The sequence below is a fragment of the Rhizobium sp. L43 genome, from assembly GCF_002531725.1.
Classification (GTDB): domain Bacteria; phylum Pseudomonadota; class Alphaproteobacteria; order Rhizobiales; family Rhizobiaceae; genus Rhizobium.
Genome location: NZ_NWSQ01000040.1, coordinates 25,937 through 38,802, shown reverse-complemented (window position 1 = coordinate 38,802; position 12,866 = coordinate 25,937). Strand labels below are relative to the sequence as shown.

The 12,866-nt window shown below is 59.8% G+C and carries 24 protein-coding genes and 1 pseudogene; all 25 read left to right on the top strand.

From position 1 onward, the window contains the following. Positions 1–117: pseudogene (gene tuf / locus CO667_RS31880) on the top strand (elongation factor Tu); the annotation flags it as partial. Positions 118–271: 154 nt separating this feature from the next. Then, a complete protein-coding gene (gene rpsJ / locus CO667_RS31875) occupies positions 272–580 on the top strand; it encodes a 30S ribosomal protein S10 (RefSeq protein WP_003547547.1) in 309 nt (102 codons plus the stop codon). A 39-nt stretch (positions 581–619) separates the two neighbouring features. Continuing rightward, positions 620–1,261, top strand: coding sequence for a 50S ribosomal protein L3 (gene rplC / locus CO667_RS31870; protein ID WP_003573801.1), 642 nt, complete (start codon positions 620–622; stop codon positions 1,259–1,261). 12 nt (positions 1,262–1,273) lie between these two features. After that, positions 1,274–1,894 carry a 50S ribosomal protein L4 gene (gene rplD / locus CO667_RS31865; protein WP_097622111.1) on the top strand — a complete coding sequence of 207 codons (621 nt, stop codon included), beginning with the start codon at positions 1,274–1,276 and terminating at the stop codon, positions 1,892–1,894. Continuing rightward, a complete protein-coding gene (locus CO667_RS31860) occupies positions 1,891–2,184 on the top strand; it encodes a 50S ribosomal protein L23 (protein WP_003547550.1) in 294 nt (97 codons plus the stop codon). Before rplD ends, CO667_RS31860 begins: the two co-directional genes overlap by 4 nt. Before the next feature lie 11 nt (positions 2,185–2,195). Then, a complete protein-coding gene (gene rplB, locus CO667_RS31855) occupies positions 2,196–3,032 on the top strand; it encodes a 50S ribosomal protein L2 (RefSeq protein WP_097622110.1) in 837 nt (278 codons plus the stop codon). Between the two features lie 15 nt (positions 3,033–3,047). After that, entirely contained in the window at positions 3,048–3,326 is a 279-nt protein-coding gene (gene rpsS, locus CO667_RS31850) for a 30S ribosomal protein S19 (protein ID WP_003573797.1), read from the top strand. Between the two features lie 2 nt (positions 3,327–3,328). Next, a complete protein-coding gene (gene rplV, locus CO667_RS31845; RefSeq protein WP_003573794.1) occupies positions 3,329–3,718 on the top strand; it encodes a 50S ribosomal protein L22 in 390 nt (129 codons plus the stop codon). Continuing rightward, entirely contained in the window at positions 3,718–4,452 is a 735-nt protein-coding gene (rpsC, locus tag CO667_RS31840) for a 30S ribosomal protein S3 (protein WP_003573793.1), read from the top strand. The genes rplV and rpsC overlap by 1 nt, the downstream gene beginning before the upstream one ends. A 38-nt stretch (positions 4,453–4,490) precedes the next feature. Beyond that, positions 4,491–4,904, top strand: a complete 414-nt coding sequence (gene rplP / locus CO667_RS31835; RefSeq protein ID WP_003573792.1) for a 50S ribosomal protein L16 — start codon at positions 4,491–4,493, stop codon at positions 4,902–4,904. A gap of 11 nt (positions 4,905–4,915) precedes the next feature. Beyond that, the gene (gene rpmC / locus CO667_RS31830) at positions 4,916–5,116 is read left to right on the top strand and encodes a 50S ribosomal protein L29 (protein WP_003547556.1); all 201 of its coding nucleotides are present in this window, start codon (positions 4,916–4,918) and stop codon (positions 5,114–5,116) included. A gap of 12 nt (positions 5,117–5,128) precedes the next feature. After that, complete coding sequence (gene rpsQ, locus CO667_RS31825; RefSeq protein WP_003573791.1) at positions 5,129–5,368, top strand: 30S ribosomal protein S17; 240 nt, start codon at positions 5,129–5,131, stop codon at positions 5,366–5,368. 258 nt (positions 5,369–5,626) lie between these two features. Further along, positions 5,627–5,995 carry a 50S ribosomal protein L14 gene (gene rplN, locus CO667_RS31820; protein ID WP_003573790.1) on the top strand — a complete coding sequence of 123 codons (369 nt, stop codon included), beginning with the start codon at positions 5,627–5,629 and terminating at the stop codon, positions 5,993–5,995. An 11-nt stretch (positions 5,996–6,006) separates the two neighbouring features. Further along, entirely contained in the window at positions 6,007–6,315 is a 309-nt protein-coding gene (gene rplX, locus CO667_RS31815; protein ID WP_097622109.1) for a 50S ribosomal protein L24, read from the top strand. Beyond that, the gene (gene rplE, locus CO667_RS31810; protein WP_003573788.1) at positions 6,308–6,865 is read left to right on the top strand and encodes a 50S ribosomal protein L5; all 558 of its coding nucleotides are present in this window, start codon (positions 6,308–6,310) and stop codon (positions 6,863–6,865) included. The genes rplX and rplE overlap by 8 nt, the downstream gene beginning before the upstream one ends. 32 nt (positions 6,866–6,897) lie before the next feature. Next, positions 6,898–7,203, top strand: a complete 306-nt coding sequence (gene rpsN, locus CO667_RS31805) for a 30S ribosomal protein S14 (protein ID WP_003573787.1) — start codon at positions 6,898–6,900, stop codon at positions 7,201–7,203. A gap of 12 nt (positions 7,204–7,215) precedes the next feature. Beyond that, complete coding sequence (gene rpsH / locus CO667_RS31800; RefSeq protein ID WP_003547562.1) at positions 7,216–7,614, top strand: 30S ribosomal protein S8; 399 nt, start codon at positions 7,216–7,218, stop codon at positions 7,612–7,614. A gap of 42 nt (positions 7,615–7,656) precedes the next feature. Continuing rightward, the gene (rplF, locus tag CO667_RS31795; RefSeq protein ID WP_003578670.1) at positions 7,657–8,190 is read left to right on the top strand and encodes a 50S ribosomal protein L6; all 534 of its coding nucleotides are present in this window, start codon (positions 7,657–7,659) and stop codon (positions 8,188–8,190) included. Between the two features lie 12 nt (positions 8,191–8,202). After that, positions 8,203–8,565, top strand: a complete 363-nt coding sequence (rplR, locus tag CO667_RS31790; protein ID WP_097622108.1) for a 50S ribosomal protein L18 — start codon at positions 8,203–8,205, stop codon at positions 8,563–8,565. A 130-nt stretch (positions 8,566–8,695) separates the two neighbouring features. Beyond that, the gene (gene rpsE, locus CO667_RS31785) at positions 8,696–9,265 is read left to right on the top strand and encodes a 30S ribosomal protein S5 (RefSeq protein ID WP_003547565.1); all 570 of its coding nucleotides are present in this window, start codon (positions 8,696–8,698) and stop codon (positions 9,263–9,265) included. A 14-nt stretch (positions 9,266–9,279) separates the two neighbouring features. Next, positions 9,280–9,489: a 50S ribosomal protein L30 gene (gene rpmD, locus CO667_RS31780; protein WP_003547566.1), complete on the top strand. Its 210-nt coding sequence runs from the start codon at positions 9,280–9,282 to the stop codon at positions 9,487–9,489. 16 nt (positions 9,490–9,505) lie between these two features. Continuing rightward, entirely contained in the window at positions 9,506–9,982 is a 477-nt protein-coding gene (rplO, locus tag CO667_RS31775; RefSeq protein WP_097622107.1) for a 50S ribosomal protein L15, read from the top strand. Positions 9,983–10,215: 233 nt separating this feature from the next. Then, positions 10,216–11,556, top strand: a complete 1,341-nt coding sequence (gene secY / locus CO667_RS31770; RefSeq protein ID WP_097622106.1) for a preprotein translocase subunit SecY — start codon at positions 10,216–10,218, stop codon at positions 11,554–11,556. Further along, positions 11,553–12,203 carry an adenylate kinase gene (locus CO667_RS31765; protein WP_097622105.1) on the top strand — a complete coding sequence of 217 codons (651 nt, stop codon included), beginning with the start codon at positions 11,553–11,555 and terminating at the stop codon, positions 12,201–12,203. The genes secY and CO667_RS31765 overlap by 4 nt, the downstream gene beginning before the upstream one ends. Positions 12,204–12,424: 221 nt before the next feature. Next, on the top strand, positions 12,425–12,793 hold the full coding sequence (gene rpsM, locus CO667_RS31760; protein WP_003573772.1) for a 30S ribosomal protein S13: 369 nt from the start codon (positions 12,425–12,427) through the stop codon (positions 12,791–12,793). Positions 12,794–12,866: the final 73 nt, after the last annotated feature.

Sequence of the window (12,866 nt, the reverse complement as noted above, 5' to 3'; positions counted from 1 at the left end):
GTCACGGTTGCCGTCGAGCTGATCGTTCCGATCGCGATGGAAGAAAAGCTGCGCTTCGCTATCCGCGAAGGTGGCCGCACCGTCGGCGCCGGTATCGTTGCTTCGATCGTCGAGTAATGAGCGGCTGGGCCACCAGGCCCAAGGAAAGGATAGGGACGCCGATCTCGGTGTCCCTCTCGATCTTTGAAACCGGTGGCCCGCTAACGTAACTGAAGGTAAGTCGTGTCCCTGAATGGTGACACGCGGATAACAGACACAAGGATAAAGTCGAATGAACGGCCAGAATATCCGCATCCGCCTGAAGGCGTTCGATCACCGGATTCTCGATGCCTCCACGCGCGAGATCGTATCGACGGCTAAGCGCACCGGTGCAAGCGTCCGGGGCCCCGTTCCGCTTCCGACCCGCATCGAGAAGTTTACGGTCAACCGGTCCCCGCACATCGACAAGAAGAGCCGCGAACAGTTCGAGATGCGCACGCATAAGCGCCTTCTCGATATCGTTGACCCGACCCCGCAGACGGTAGACGCGCTGATGAAGCTCGATCTCGCCGCCGGTGTCGATGTTGAGATCAAGCTCTGAGACCTCGGGTCTTCGGGCTGAGTGAGAAGGATTGAACCGATGCGTTCAGGTGTGATTGCACAGAAGGTGGGAATGACCCGCGTCTATAACGACGCCGGTGAGCATGTCCCGGTAACGGTACTGCGCATGGAGGCCGTCCAGGTCGTTGCCACGCGTACTGTCGAAAAGAATGGCTATACCGCAGTTCAGCTCGGTGCCGGCCAGGCGAAGGTGAAGAACACGTCGAAGGCGATGCGCGGCAACTTTGCTGTCGCCAACGTCGAGCCGAAGGCGAAGCTTCAGGAATTCCGTGTCTCCGAAGACAATCTTCTGGAGATCGGTACTGAGCTTAAAGCCGGTCACTTTGCAGCCGGTCAGCTCGTCGACGTGACGGGCACGACGATCGGTAAGGGTTTTGCCGGTGCTATGAAGCGCCATGGTTTCGGCGGTCTGCGCGCCACGCACGGTGTGTCGGTATCGCACCGCTCGCACGGTTCGACCGGCTCGCGCCAGGATCCGGGCAAGGTATTCAAGAACAAGAAGATGGCTGGTCACATGGGCCAGACGCGCGTAACGACTCAGAACCTGGAAGTGGTTTCGACCGATGAAGATCGCGGTCTGATCCTGATCAAGGGTGCAGTGCCCGGTTCCAAGGGTGCCTGGATCATCGTGCGCGATGCCGTCAAGTCGGCAGCGAAGTAAGGAGCCGGACCAATGGAATTCAACGTCAAGACCCTCGAGGGAAAAGACGCAGGGAAGGTTTCTCTTTCTGATGCGATTTTCGGCCTCGAGCCCCGCGAAGACATTCTCGCCCGCGTCATCCGCTGGCAGCTTGCCAAGAAGCAGCAGGGCACTCACAAGGCAAAGGGCCGCGCTGAAGTTTCGCGCACCGGCGCCAAGATGTACAAGCAGAAGGGTACGGGCCGCGCCCGCCACCATTCGGCTCGCGCTCCGCAGTTCCGCGGCGGCGGCAAGGCTCACGGCCCGGTCGTCCGCAGCCATGAGCACGACCTTCCGAAGAAGGTTCGCGCACTTGGCCTTCGCCACGCCCTTTCGGCCAAGTTCAAGGCCGATGACGTCATCGTCATCGACAACCTGGTTGCCGCCGAAGCCAAGACCAAGGCTCTCGCGTCCGTATTCGAGACGCTCGGCCTGACCAACGCCCTCTTCATCGGCGGCGCAGAACTTGATGGCAACTTCAAGCTCGCTGCTCAGAACATCCCGAACATCGATGTTCTGCCGATCCAGGGCATCAACGTTTACGACATCGTGCGCCGCGGCAAGCTCGTGCTTTCCAAGGCTGCGGTTGAAGCGCTAGAGGAGCGATTCAAGTGACCGATCTTCGCCACTACGATGTGATCGTCTCTCCGGCGATCACCGAAAAGTCCACGCTGGTCTCCGAAAACAACCAGGTTGTTTTCAATGTCGCCAAGCAGGCGACGAAGCCGGAAATCAAGGCTGCTGTCGAGGCGCTGTTCGGCGTCAAGGTCACGGCCGTCAACACTCTGCTGCGCAAGGGCAAGACCAAGCGGTTCCGCGGTTTCGTCGGCAAGCAGAAGGACGTGAAGAAGGCTGTTGTGACCCTGGCTGAAGGCCAGACGATCGACGTCTCCACCGGTCTCTGAGGTATAAGAAAATGGCATTGAAAACATTCAATCCGATCACCCCGAGCCAGCGCCAGCTGGTCATCGTCGACCGTTCGGCCCTCTACAAGGGCAAGCCGGTCAAGGCGCTGACGGAAGGCCTGACCAAGAGCGGCGGTCGTAACAACTTCGGCCGCATCACCGCCCGCTTCATCGGCGGCGGTCACAAGCGCACCTACCGTCTGATCGACTTCAAGCGTCGCAAGTTCGACGTCGAAGGCACGGTCGAGCGTATCGAATACGATCCGAACCGCACGGCTTTCATCGCGCTGGTGACCTATGCTGACGGCGAGAAGGCTTATATCCTCGCTCCTCAGCGCCTCGCTGCCGGTGACAAGGTCATCGCTTCCGAGAAGGCTGTCGACGTCAAGCCCGGCAACACCATGCCGCTGCAGTATATCCCGGTCGGCTCCATCATCCACAACGTGGAAATGAAGCCGGGCAAGGGTGGTCAGATCGCTCGCTCCGCCGGTGGCTACGCACAGCTCGTCGGCCGCGACCAGGGCATGGCGATCCTTCGCCTGAACTCCGGTGAACAGCGTCTCGTTCATGGCTCCTGCCTTGCTTCGATCGGCGCCGTCTCCAACCCTGATCACGCCAACATCAACGACGGCAAGGCCGGTCGTACCGTTTGGCGCGGCAAGCGTCCGCACAACCGCGGTGTCGTCATGAACCCGGTCGACCATCCGCACGGCGGTGGTGAAGGCCGCACCTCCGGTGGTCGCCATCCGGTGACCCCGTGGGGCAAGCCGACCAAGGGCAAGCGCACCCGGTCGAACAAGTCGACCGACAAGATGATCATGCGCTCGCGTCATCAGCGTAAGAAGTAAGAGAGGAAGTCTCCAATGGCTCGTTCAGTATGGAAAGGTCCGTTCGTTGACGGCTATCTTCTCAAGAAGGCTGAGAAGGTTCGTGAAGGCGGACGTGCAGAAGTGATCAAGATCTGGAGCCGTCGCTCCACGATCCTGCCGCAGTTCGTCGGTCTTACCTTCGGCGTCTACAACGGCAGCAAGCATATCCCGGTCAGCGTCAATGAAGACATGGTCGGCCACAAATTCGGTGAATTCTCTCCGACCCGCACCTACTACGGTCACGGCGCGGACAAGAAGGCGAAGAGGAAGTAACAATGGGCAAGGCAAAAGCCGAACGCCGGCTGAAGGACAACGAGGCGCAAGCAGTCGCCCGCACGCTCCGCGTCAGCCCCCAGAAGCTCAACCTGGTTGCTGCGGCTATCCGTGGCAAGAAGGTCGAGCGCGCACTCGCTGAGCTGGAGTTCTCCCGCAAGCGCATCGCAGGCGCCGTCAAGAAGACGCTCGAATCTGCGATCGCCAACGCCGAGAACAACCACGATCTCGACGTCGACGCTCTCGTCGTCGCCGAGGCCTATGTCGGCAAGTCGATCGTCATGAAGCGTTTCCACGCTCGTGGTCGCGGTCGCGCGTCGCGCATCGAAAAGCCCTTCGCGCACCTGACGATCGTCGTTCGTGAAGTGCAGGCAGTAGAGGAGGCCGCATAATGGGTCAGAAAATCAATCCAATCGGTTTCCGTCTTGGCATCAACCGTACCTGGGATAGCCGCTGGTTTGCGGACAATGCCGAGTACGGCCAGCTGCTGCACGAAGACCTGAAGATGCGCAAGTTCGTCATGAGCGAACTGAAGCAGGCCGGGATCTCCAAGGTGGTCATCGAGCGTCCGCACAAGAAGTGCCGCGTCACGATCCACTCGGCACGTCCGGGCCTGATCATCGGCCGCAAGGGCGCAGACATCGACAAGCTCCGCAAGAAGCTGTCGGACATGACCAATTCGGAAACGCACCTCAACATCGTTGAAGTGCGCAAGCCCGAAGTGGATGCGACGCTGGTCGCTCAGTCGATCGCCCAGCAGCTGGAGCGCCGCGTGGCTTTCCGCCGCGCCATGAAGCGCGCCGTTCAGTCCGCAATGCGTCTTGGCGCGGAAGGCATCAAGATCACCTGCGCCGGTCGTCTTGGCGGCGCTGAAATCGCTCGTACGGAATGGTACCGCGAAGGTCGTGTGCCGCTGCACACGCTGCGCGCCGACATCGACTACGGCACGGCTGAAGCAGAAACCGCATTCGGTATCTGCGGTATCAAGGTCTGGATCTTCAAGGGCGAAATCCTTGAGCACGATCCGATGGCTTCCGAACGTCGCGCGCTGGAAGGCGACGCACAGGGTCCGGCAAGCCGCGAACGCGACCGTGGCGATCGTCGCCGCGAACGCGATAACGCGTAATTAGCGCTGGCGAAAGATAAGCTCGGAGAAGTAAGAAAATGTTGCAGCCAAAGCGTACTAAGTACCGCAAGCAATTCAAGGGCCGCATCAAGGGCGTCGCTAAGGGCGGTTCTGACCTGGCATTCGGCGAATTCGGCCTGAAGGCTCAGGAACCCAACCGCGTCAACGCGCGCGAGATCGAAGCGGCCCGCCGCGCGATCACGCGTTACATGAAGCGCGCCGGCCGTGTATGGATCCGCGTGTTCCCGGACGTTCCGGTAACCGCAAAGCCGACCGAAGTCCGCATGGGTAAGGGTAAGGGCTCCGTTGAATACTGGGCATGCAAGGTCAAGCCCGGCCGTATGATGTTCGAGATCGACGGTGTCAGCGAAGAAATCGCCCGTGAGGCGCTTCGTCTCGGCTCTGCCAAGCTCTCGGTCAAGACGCGCTTCGTTCAGCGCATTGCAGAGTAAGGATTGAGCTCATGAAAGCCTCAGATGTTCGCGGGTTCACCGCCGACCAACTCAAGGACGAGCTTGCCAAGCTGAAGAAGGAGCAGTTCAACCTGCGCTTCCAGAAGGCGACCGGCCAGCTCGAAAAGTCCTCGCGCATCAACGAAGTCCGCAAGGACATCGCCCGCGTGAAAACCATTGCCCGCCAGAAGGCGGCAGAAGTTAAGGCCTAAAGGAAGAAAAATATGCCGAAGCGCATCCTGCAGGGCGTCGTCGTTGGCGACAAGAACGAGAAGACGGTAGTGGTTCGCGTCGAGCGTCGTTTCGCTCACCCGCTGCTCCAGAAGACCGTTCGTCGTTCCAAGAAGTACAAGGCCCACGACGAGAACAACCAGTACAAGATTGGCGATACCGTATCCATCGAGGAATGCGCGCCGATCTCCAAGGACAAGCGCTGGACGGTGATTTCCGCCCAGGGCCAGTAACAGAATTTTGTGCGAGGCCTTGCGTCTCGCCGAAATATCTGTATGAAGCAGCGTCAGAACGCTCGAATGCCGGGCGTTCTTTTGCTTTGAGCGCACGGAAGGTCCCGTTCGGGAAACCACCCTGGCACGATCGATCCCGCGCTATTCAGCATTGCCGCGTCTGTGTTGCCGTCATGGCAGCTCGGCCGGCGAAAATTTTCATAAGCCGGAGTAGGGGGCTAGCCCAACCATTCCGGTAAACCAAGAAGGCGACCTGATATGATTCAGATGCAAACAAACCTCGACGTCGCGGATAATTCCGGCGCACGTCGTGTCATGTGCATCAAGGTGCTGGGCGGCTCGAAGCGCAAGTATGCCTCGATCGGCGACGTTATCGTCGTTTCGATCAAGGAAGCTATCCCGCGCGGCCGTGTGAAGAAGGGTGACGTGATGAAGGCGGTTGTCGTTCGCACCGCCAAGGATATCCGCCGTCCGGATGGCTCGGTCATCCGCTTCGACACCAACGCAGCAGTCCTCATCGACAACAAAAAAGAGCCGATCGGCACCCGTATCTTCGGACCGGTTCCGCGCGAACTTCGCGCCAAGAACCACATGAAGATCATCTCGCTGGCTCCCGAAGTACTGTAAGGAGCGAAGCGATGCAGAAGATTCGTAAGGGCGACAAAGTCGTCATGCTCGCTGGCAAGGACAAGGGCCGTACCGGCGAAGTTGTCCAGGTCATGCCGAAGGAAGATCGTGCCGTCGTTCGTGGCGTCAACGTCGTCAAGCGCCACCAGCGCCAGACGCAGACCCAGGAAGCCGGCATCATCAACAAGGAAGCCCCGGTTCACCTGTCCAACGTTGCAATCGTCGACAAGGACGGCAAGCCGACCCGCGTCGGTTTCAAGGTTGTTGACGGCAAGAAGGTCCGTGTGGCCAAGCGTTCTGGAGAAGTGATCGATGGCTGAGGCAAAATACGAGCCGCGGCTCAAGAAGGAATATGTCGAGCGCATCCGCAAGGCGATGCAGGAGCAGTTCTCCTACGCCAACGAGATGATGATCCCGAAGCTCGACAAGATCGTGATCAACATGGGTGTCGGCGAAGCGACCGCTGACTCGAAGAAGCCGACGGTTGCCGCCGCCGACCTCGCAGCGATCGCCGGCCAGAAGCCGGTCATCACCCGCGCACGCAACTCCATCGCAGGCTTCAAGGTCCGCGAACAGATGCCGATCGGCGCGAAGGTCACCCTGCGCGGCGCCCGCATGTACGAGTTCCTGGACCGTCTCGTGAACATCGCGCTTCCGCGCGTTCGCGACTTCCGCGGCCTGAACCCGAAAAGCTTTGACGGCCGTGGCAACTTCGCCATGGGCATCAAGGAGCACATTGTGTTCCCTGAGATCAACTACGACAAGGTTGATCAGATGTGGGGCATGGACATCATCGTTTGCACGACGGCGACGACCGACGACGAAGCACGGGCTCTTCTGAAAGAGTTCAGCTTCCCGTTCCGTCAATAACCGTAACGACGAGCGTAGAAAAGGAACCTGACATGGCGAAGACAAGCGCAGTTGAAAAGAACAAGCGCCGCCGTACTACGGTCGCAAACCAGGCCGCGAAGCGGGCTGCGTTGAAGGCGATCATCATGAACCAGGCTCTTCCGATCGAAGAGCGGTTCAAGGCCTCGATCAAGCTGGCATCCCTGCCGCGTGATGGATCGAAGACCCGTATTCGCAACCGTTGCGAAGTTTCGGGGCGTCCGCGCGCATATTACCGCAAACTGCGCATGTCGCGTATTGCGCTGCGTGAACTGGGCAATCTCGGCAAGGTGCCGGGCATCGTCAAGTCGAGCTGGTAAGGAGCAGGTTACATGACAATGACTGATCCGTTGGGCGATATGCTCACCCGTATCCGTAACGGCGCTTCCCGCCGCAAGTCGTCGGTCTCGACGCCTGCGTCCAAGCTCCGTGCACGTGTTCTCGATGTCCTGCAGTCCGAAGGCTACATCCGTGGCTATTCCGTTGTCGATTTCGGCAATGGCAAGTCGGAACTCAGCATCGAGCTGAAATATTATGAAGGCGCATCGGTGATCCGTGAGATCGGCCGTGTGTCCAAGCCGGGCCGCCGGGTTTATGTCTCGGTCAAGTCCATTCCGCAGGTCGCGAACGGCCTCGGCATCACCATCCTTTCGACTCCGAAGGGTGTGATGGCCGATCACCAGGCTCGCGAACAGAACGTTGGCGGCGAGGTTCTTTGCTCGGTCTTCTAAGATCGGGCAAGGATCTCCATAGCGAACAGACAGGATTGAAACATGTCTCGTATCGGTAAAAAGCCCGTTCAGGTGCCTGCTGGGATCACGGCTACGGTCGATGGCCAGAAGGTCACTGCAAAGGGCCCGAAGGGCGAGCTGTTTTTCGTTGCAAATGACGAAATCAGCCTCAAGCTCGAAAACAACGCGGTCGTCGTGACGCCCGTCAACCAGACCAAGGATGCACGTTCGAAGTGGGGCATGTCCCGCACGATGATCGAAGGCATCTTCAAGGGCGTCAAGGACGGCTTTGAGCGCAAGCTCGAAATCAACGGCGTCGGTTACCGCGCTTCGCTGCAGGGCAAGAACCTGCAGCTGGCTCTCGGTTTCAGCCATGACGTGATCTATGAACCGCCGGTCGGCATCACGATCGCCGTTCCGAAGCCGACTGAAATTGTTGTCTCCGGCATCAATAAGCAGCAGGTCGGCCAGGTCGCCGCTGAAATCCGCGAATATCGCGGTCCCGAGCCCTATAAGGGCAAGGGCGTCAAGTACGCTGACGAGCGGATCGTCCGCAAAGAAGGCAAGAAGAAGTAAGGATCACGCGAAATGGCTAGCAGGAAAGAAGCACTTGCACGTCGTGCCAACCGCGTGCGCCGTCATCTCAAGTCGGTGGCCAATGGCCGTCCGCGCCTGTCGGTTCATCGCTCCTCGAAGAACATCTACGCCCAGGTCATCGATGATGTGGCCGGCAAGACGCTTGCGTCTGCCTCCACCCTCGAGAAGGATCTGCGCGGTTCTCTGAAGACCGGTGCCGATACCGCCGCCGCTGCCGTTGTCGGCAAGCTCGTTGCCGAGCGCGCCTCCAAGGCCGGTGTTACGGAAGTCGTGTTCGACCGTGGCGCCTTCATCTATCACGGCCGCATCAAGGCTCTTGCCGATGCAGCCCGCGAAGGCGGTCTCACCTTCTGATCAGTTTCCGGCCGGACGCTTTTAGCGCCGGCCGGATTTCACCGGACCGCAGGCACTCTCCGAAAGGGGAGGCTGATGCGGTCCACATTTGTTTGCCGATTGCACCCGGAAAAGAAAAAGGAAGAGGACAATGGCACAGGAAAGAAGGCCGCAGCGGGACGACCGCCAGAGCCGTGAAGAGCGCGACAGCGAGTTCGTCGACAAGCTGGTCGCGATCAACCGCGTCGCCAAGGTCGTCAAGGGCGGCCGTCGTTTCGGTTTCGCAGCACTCGTCGTCGTCGGCGACCAGAAGGGCCGCGTCGGCTTCGGCCATGGCAAGGCACGCGAAGTGCCGGAAGCCATCCGCAAGGCAACCGAAGCCGCCAAGCGCGAACTGATCTTCGTACCGCTGCGTGACGGCCGTACGCTGCATCACGACGTTCATGGCCGCCACGGCGCCGGCAAGGTTCTGCTGCGCTCGGCCAAGGTCGGTACCGGCATCATCGCCGGCGGTCCGATGCGCGCCGTATTCGAAACGCTCGGCATGCATGACGTCGTCGCCAAGTCGACTGGTTCGTCGAACCCCTACAACATGGTTCGCGCCACCTTCGACGCTCTGAAGCACCAGGTTCACCCGAAGGACATCGCAGCTCAGCGCGGCATCAAGTATGCAACGCTGCAGGCTCGTCGCAGTGCCTCCGGCAACGCCTCTGAAGAATAAGAGGAGTCTGACAGATGGCCAAGGCTACCAAGAAGGCTGAAGCGAAGACTGTCACGATCGAACAGATCGGCAGCCCGATTCGCCGTCCGGATGTTCAGCAGCGCACGCTGATCGGTCTCGGACTGAACAAGATGCACCGTCGCCGCACGCTGGAGGATACTCCTTCCGTTCGTGGCATGATCCGTGCTGTCCAGCATCTCGTTCGCGTCGTCGACGAGAAGTGAGACGGAGGAAACGCTCATGAAACTCAATGAAATTAAAGACAACGAAGGCTCGACTCACAGCCGCAAGCGCCTCGGCCGCGGTATCGGTTCGGGTTCGGGCAAGACTGGCGGTCGCGGTGTGAAGGGGCAGAAGTCCCGTTCGGGCGTCGCCATCAACGGCTTCGAAGGCGGCCAGATGCCGATCTATCGTCGCCTGCCGAAGCGCGGCTTCAACAACATTTTCGCTTCCGATTTTGTTGTCGTGTCGCTCGGCCGTATCCAGGCGGCGATCGATGCCGGCAAGCTCGACGCCAAGGCGACCGTTGACGCAGCTGCCCTCAAGGCCGCCGGCGTTATCCGCCGCCCCAAGGATGGCGTTCGCGTTCTCGCCGACGGCGAGCTCAAGGCCAAGATCACCATCGTCGTTGCAGGCGCTTCCAAGCCTGCTGTCGAGAAGATCGAAAAGGCCGGCGGTGCCGTGACGCTGCTTTCGGCTCCGGCTGCTGCCGAATAATAATCTGATGATATATCGCCCGGGGTGCTTCACACCGGGCGATTTTGCTCCCATATGTGGGCCTCACAAAAACTTGGCTGGCGCGCCCGCGTCATGCCGGTAAGACTAAAACGAGGGTGAGGCATGGGGTTGCATTGCAATCCGTTCTGAACCCGGTTTTGAATAACTTTCATACTGATTCCGGGGCCGGCCTATCCCCCAGAGACGCCGGAATTGGTAGCGCGGAGAATCGCATGGCTTCTGCAGCGGAACAATTGGCATCCAACCTCAATTTTTCGACCTTTGCCAAAGCCGAGGATTTGAAGAAGCGCTTGTGGTTCACACTGGCAGCTCTCCTCGTCTACAGGCTCGGCACCCATATTCCGCTTCCGGGTCTCAATCCCGAAGCCTATGCCCAGGCTTTCCGCGGCCAGGCAGGCGGTATTCTCGGCCTTTTCAACATGTTCTCGGGCGGCGCTGTTCAGCGCATGGCGATCTTCGCGCTCGGCATCATGCCCTATATCTCTGCTTCGATCATCGTGCAGCTCATGACCTCGGTCGTGCCGGCGCTCGAAAACCTCAAGAAGGAGGGCGAGCAGGGCCGCAAGATCATCAACCAGTATACCCGTTATGGCACCGTCATCCTCGGCGCACTGCAGGCCTACGGCATTGCCGCCGGCCTTGAGAGCGGCCAGGGCCTCGTCGTCGAGCCGGGCTGGTTCTTCCGTGTGTCGACCGTCCTCACGCTGCTTGGCGGCACGATGTTCCTGATGTGGCTCGGCGAACAGATCACCTCGCGCGGCATCGGCAACGGCATCTCGCTGATCATCTTTGCCGGCATCGCCGCCGGTCTTCCGACAGCTCTTGCCGGCACGCTCGAACTCGGCCGCACCGGCGCACTGTCGACCTTCCTCATCCTGCTGGTCATTATCGTCGCGATCGGCGTCATCGGCGTTATCGTCTTCGTCGAGCGGGCGCAGCGCCGGCTGTTGATCCAGTATCCGAAGCGCCAGGTCGGCAACCGCATGTTCCAGGGCGATACCTCGCACCTGCCGCTGAAGCTCAACACCTCGGGCGTCATTCCGGCGATCTTCGCCTCGTCGCTGCTGCTGCTGCCGGCAACGCTTGCGGGCTTTGCCAGCACCACGGCAATGCCCTCCTGGGCGACGTCGATCGTCGCGGCGCTCGGCCACGGCCAGCCGCTCTACATGGTGCTCTATGCAGCGCTAATCGCCTTCTTCGCCTTCTTCTACACGGCCATCGTCTTCAATCCGAAGGACACGGCCGACAATCTGAAGAAGCATGGCGGCTTCATTCCCGGCATCCGCCCGGGCGAGCGCACCGCCGAATACATCGACTACGTGCTGACCCGAATCACGGTGATCGGCGCACTCTATCTCGTCTTCGTCTGCATTCTTCCGGAGATCTTGGTGTCGCAAACCGGCATTCCATTATCCCTTGGTGGGACTTCGCTTTTGATCGTGGTTAGCGTAACTCTTGATACGGTTGCACAGATCCAGGGTCACCTGATCGCGCAGCAATACGAAGGCCTGATCAAGAAATCGAAGTTGCGTGGAGGAAAGAGGGGGCGATGAGACTTATCCTTTTGGGGCCGCCGGGCGCGGGTAAGGGAACCCAGGCCCAGCGGATCGTGGAAAAGCACGGCATTCCGCAGCTTTCCACGGGGGACATGCTGCGTGCATCGGTCAACGCCGGTACGGATGTCGGCAAGCGCGCCAAGGCGGTCATGGACGCCGGCAAGCTTGTCTCCGATGAGATCGTTATCGCCATCGTTTCCGAGCGAATCGATCAGCCCGATTGCGCCAATGGCTTCATTCTCGACGGTTTCCCGAGGACGCTCGTCCAGGCGGATGCCACTGAGGCGATGCTGAAGGCAAAGGGCCTCGGCCTGTCCGTCGTCATCGAATTCCGTGTCGATGATGAGGAACTGGTCCGTCGTGTCGCTGGTCGCTACTCCTGCGCACAGTGCGGCAGCGTCTATCACGATACCGATAAGGTTCCGGCTGCCGAAGGCGTGTGCGACAAGTGCGGTTCCACCCACTTCAAGCGCCGTCCGGATGACACTCCGGAGACCATGACGGCTCGGCTGCAGGTCTACTACAAGGAAACCTCGCCGCTGATCGGCTATTACCATGCCAAGGGCAAACTCAGGTCCGTGGACGGCATGGCGGAGATCGATCAGGTGACGGCCGAGGTCGAAAACATTCTTTCCAAGCTTTAAGGCTTTGAAAATAAACTTGGCGGGCCAGTTGCTTTTCAGCAGTGATTCCGCTAAACACCGCGCCAACTCGCGACATTCCATGCGATCGGCGCGGATTTCCCAGGGAAGTCCGGGTGCGGTCGTTTTGACATGTTGCGGACGTAAATCTGAACGAGCGGTTCCAAAGGCCGCATAACGAAGCCCACTTGCCGGATGGCAACTGGAATGCAAGGAGAACAGGCGTGGCACGTATCGCTGGCGTCAACATCCCGACTGCGAAGCGCGTTGTTATCGCGCTGACCTACATTCACGGGATCGGTCCGAAATTCGCACAGGAAATCGTCGAGAAGGTCGGTATCCCGGCTGAACGTCGTGTGCATCAGCTGACGGACGCAGAAGTCCTTCAGATCCGCGAAGCCATCGACCGCGACTATCAGGTCGAAGGTGACCTTCGTCGCGATACCGCGATGAACATCAAGCGTCTGATGGACCTCGGCTGCTACCGCGGCCTGCGTCATCGCCGCGGCCTTCCGGTCCGTGGTCAGCGCACGCACACCAATGCCCGCACCCGCAAGGGCCCGGCAAAGGCAATCGCTGGTAAGAAGAAGTAATTTCCGGGAAACCGGGGTGGGGAGGCTGGCGGTCTGCGCCGGCCTCTTTTGAGTTTGGAGCGGGACCATATAG

Bases quoted from the DNA above. Each gene is read 5' to 3' on its own strand.
- rpmD (WP_003547566.1), top strand. From the start codon at position 9,280: ATGGCCAAGGCTACCAAGAAGGCTGAAGCGAAGACTGTCACGATCGAA.
- rpsQ (WP_003573791.1), top strand. From the start codon at position 5,129: ATGCCGAAGCGCATCCTGCAGGGCGTCGTCGTTGGCGACAAGAACGAG.
- rplV (WP_003573794.1), top strand. From the start codon at position 3,329: ATGGGCAAGGCAAAAGCCGAACGCCGGCTGAAGGACAACGAGGCGCAA.
- rplB (WP_097622110.1), top strand. From the start codon at position 2,196: ATGGCATTGAAAACATTCAATCCGATCACCCCGAGCCAGCGCCAGCTG.
- rpsN (WP_003573787.1), top strand. From the start codon at position 6,898: ATGGCGAAGACAAGCGCAGTTGAAAAGAACAAGCGCCGCCGTACTACG.
- rplO (WP_097622107.1), top strand. From the start codon at position 9,506: ATGAAACTCAATGAAATTAAAGACAACGAAGGCTCGACTCACAGCCGC.
- rplX (WP_097622109.1), top strand. From the start codon at position 6,007: ATGCAGAAGATTCGTAAGGGCGACAAAGTCGTCATGCTCGCTGGCAAG.
- rplF (WP_003578670.1), top strand. From the start codon at position 7,657: ATGTCTCGTATCGGTAAAAAGCCCGTTCAGGTGCCTGCTGGGATCACG.
- rplC (WP_003573801.1), top strand. From the start codon at position 620: ATGCGTTCAGGTGTGATTGCACAGAAGGTGGGAATGACCCGCGTCTAT.
- secY (WP_097622106.1), top strand. From the start codon at position 10,216: ATGGCTTCTGCAGCGGAACAATTGGCATCCAACCTCAATTTTTCGACC.
- rpsS (WP_003573797.1), top strand. From the start codon at position 3,048: ATGGCTCGTTCAGTATGGAAAGGTCCGTTCGTTGACGGCTATCTTCTC.
- rpmC (WP_003547556.1), top strand. From the start codon at position 4,916: ATGAAAGCCTCAGATGTTCGCGGGTTCACCGCCGACCAACTCAAGGAC.
- rplR (WP_097622108.1), top strand. From the start codon at position 8,203: ATGGCTAGCAGGAAAGAAGCACTTGCACGTCGTGCCAACCGCGTGCGC.
- rplN (WP_003573790.1), top strand. From the start codon at position 5,627: ATGATTCAGATGCAAACAAACCTCGACGTCGCGGATAATTCCGGCGCA.
- rplD (WP_097622111.1), top strand. From the start codon at position 1,274: ATGGAATTCAACGTCAAGACCCTCGAGGGAAAAGACGCAGGGAAGGTT.
- rplE (WP_003573788.1), top strand. From the start codon at position 6,308: ATGGCTGAGGCAAAATACGAGCCGCGGCTCAAGAAGGAATATGTCGAG.
- rplP (WP_003573792.1), top strand. From the start codon at position 4,491: ATGTTGCAGCCAAAGCGTACTAAGTACCGCAAGCAATTCAAGGGCCGC.
- rpsH (WP_003547562.1), top strand. From the start codon at position 7,216: ATGACAATGACTGATCCGTTGGGCGATATGCTCACCCGTATCCGTAAC.
- CO667_RS31765 (WP_097622105.1), top strand. From the start codon at position 11,553: ATGAGACTTATCCTTTTGGGGCCGCCGGGCGCGGGTAAGGGAACCCAG.
- rpsE (WP_003547565.1), top strand. From the start codon at position 8,696: ATGGCACAGGAAAGAAGGCCGCAGCGGGACGACCGCCAGAGCCGTGAA.
- rpsJ (WP_003547547.1), top strand. From the start codon at position 272: ATGAACGGCCAGAATATCCGCATCCGCCTGAAGGCGTTCGATCACCGG.
- rpsC (WP_003573793.1), top strand. From the start codon at position 3,718: ATGGGTCAGAAAATCAATCCAATCGGTTTCCGTCTTGGCATCAACCGT.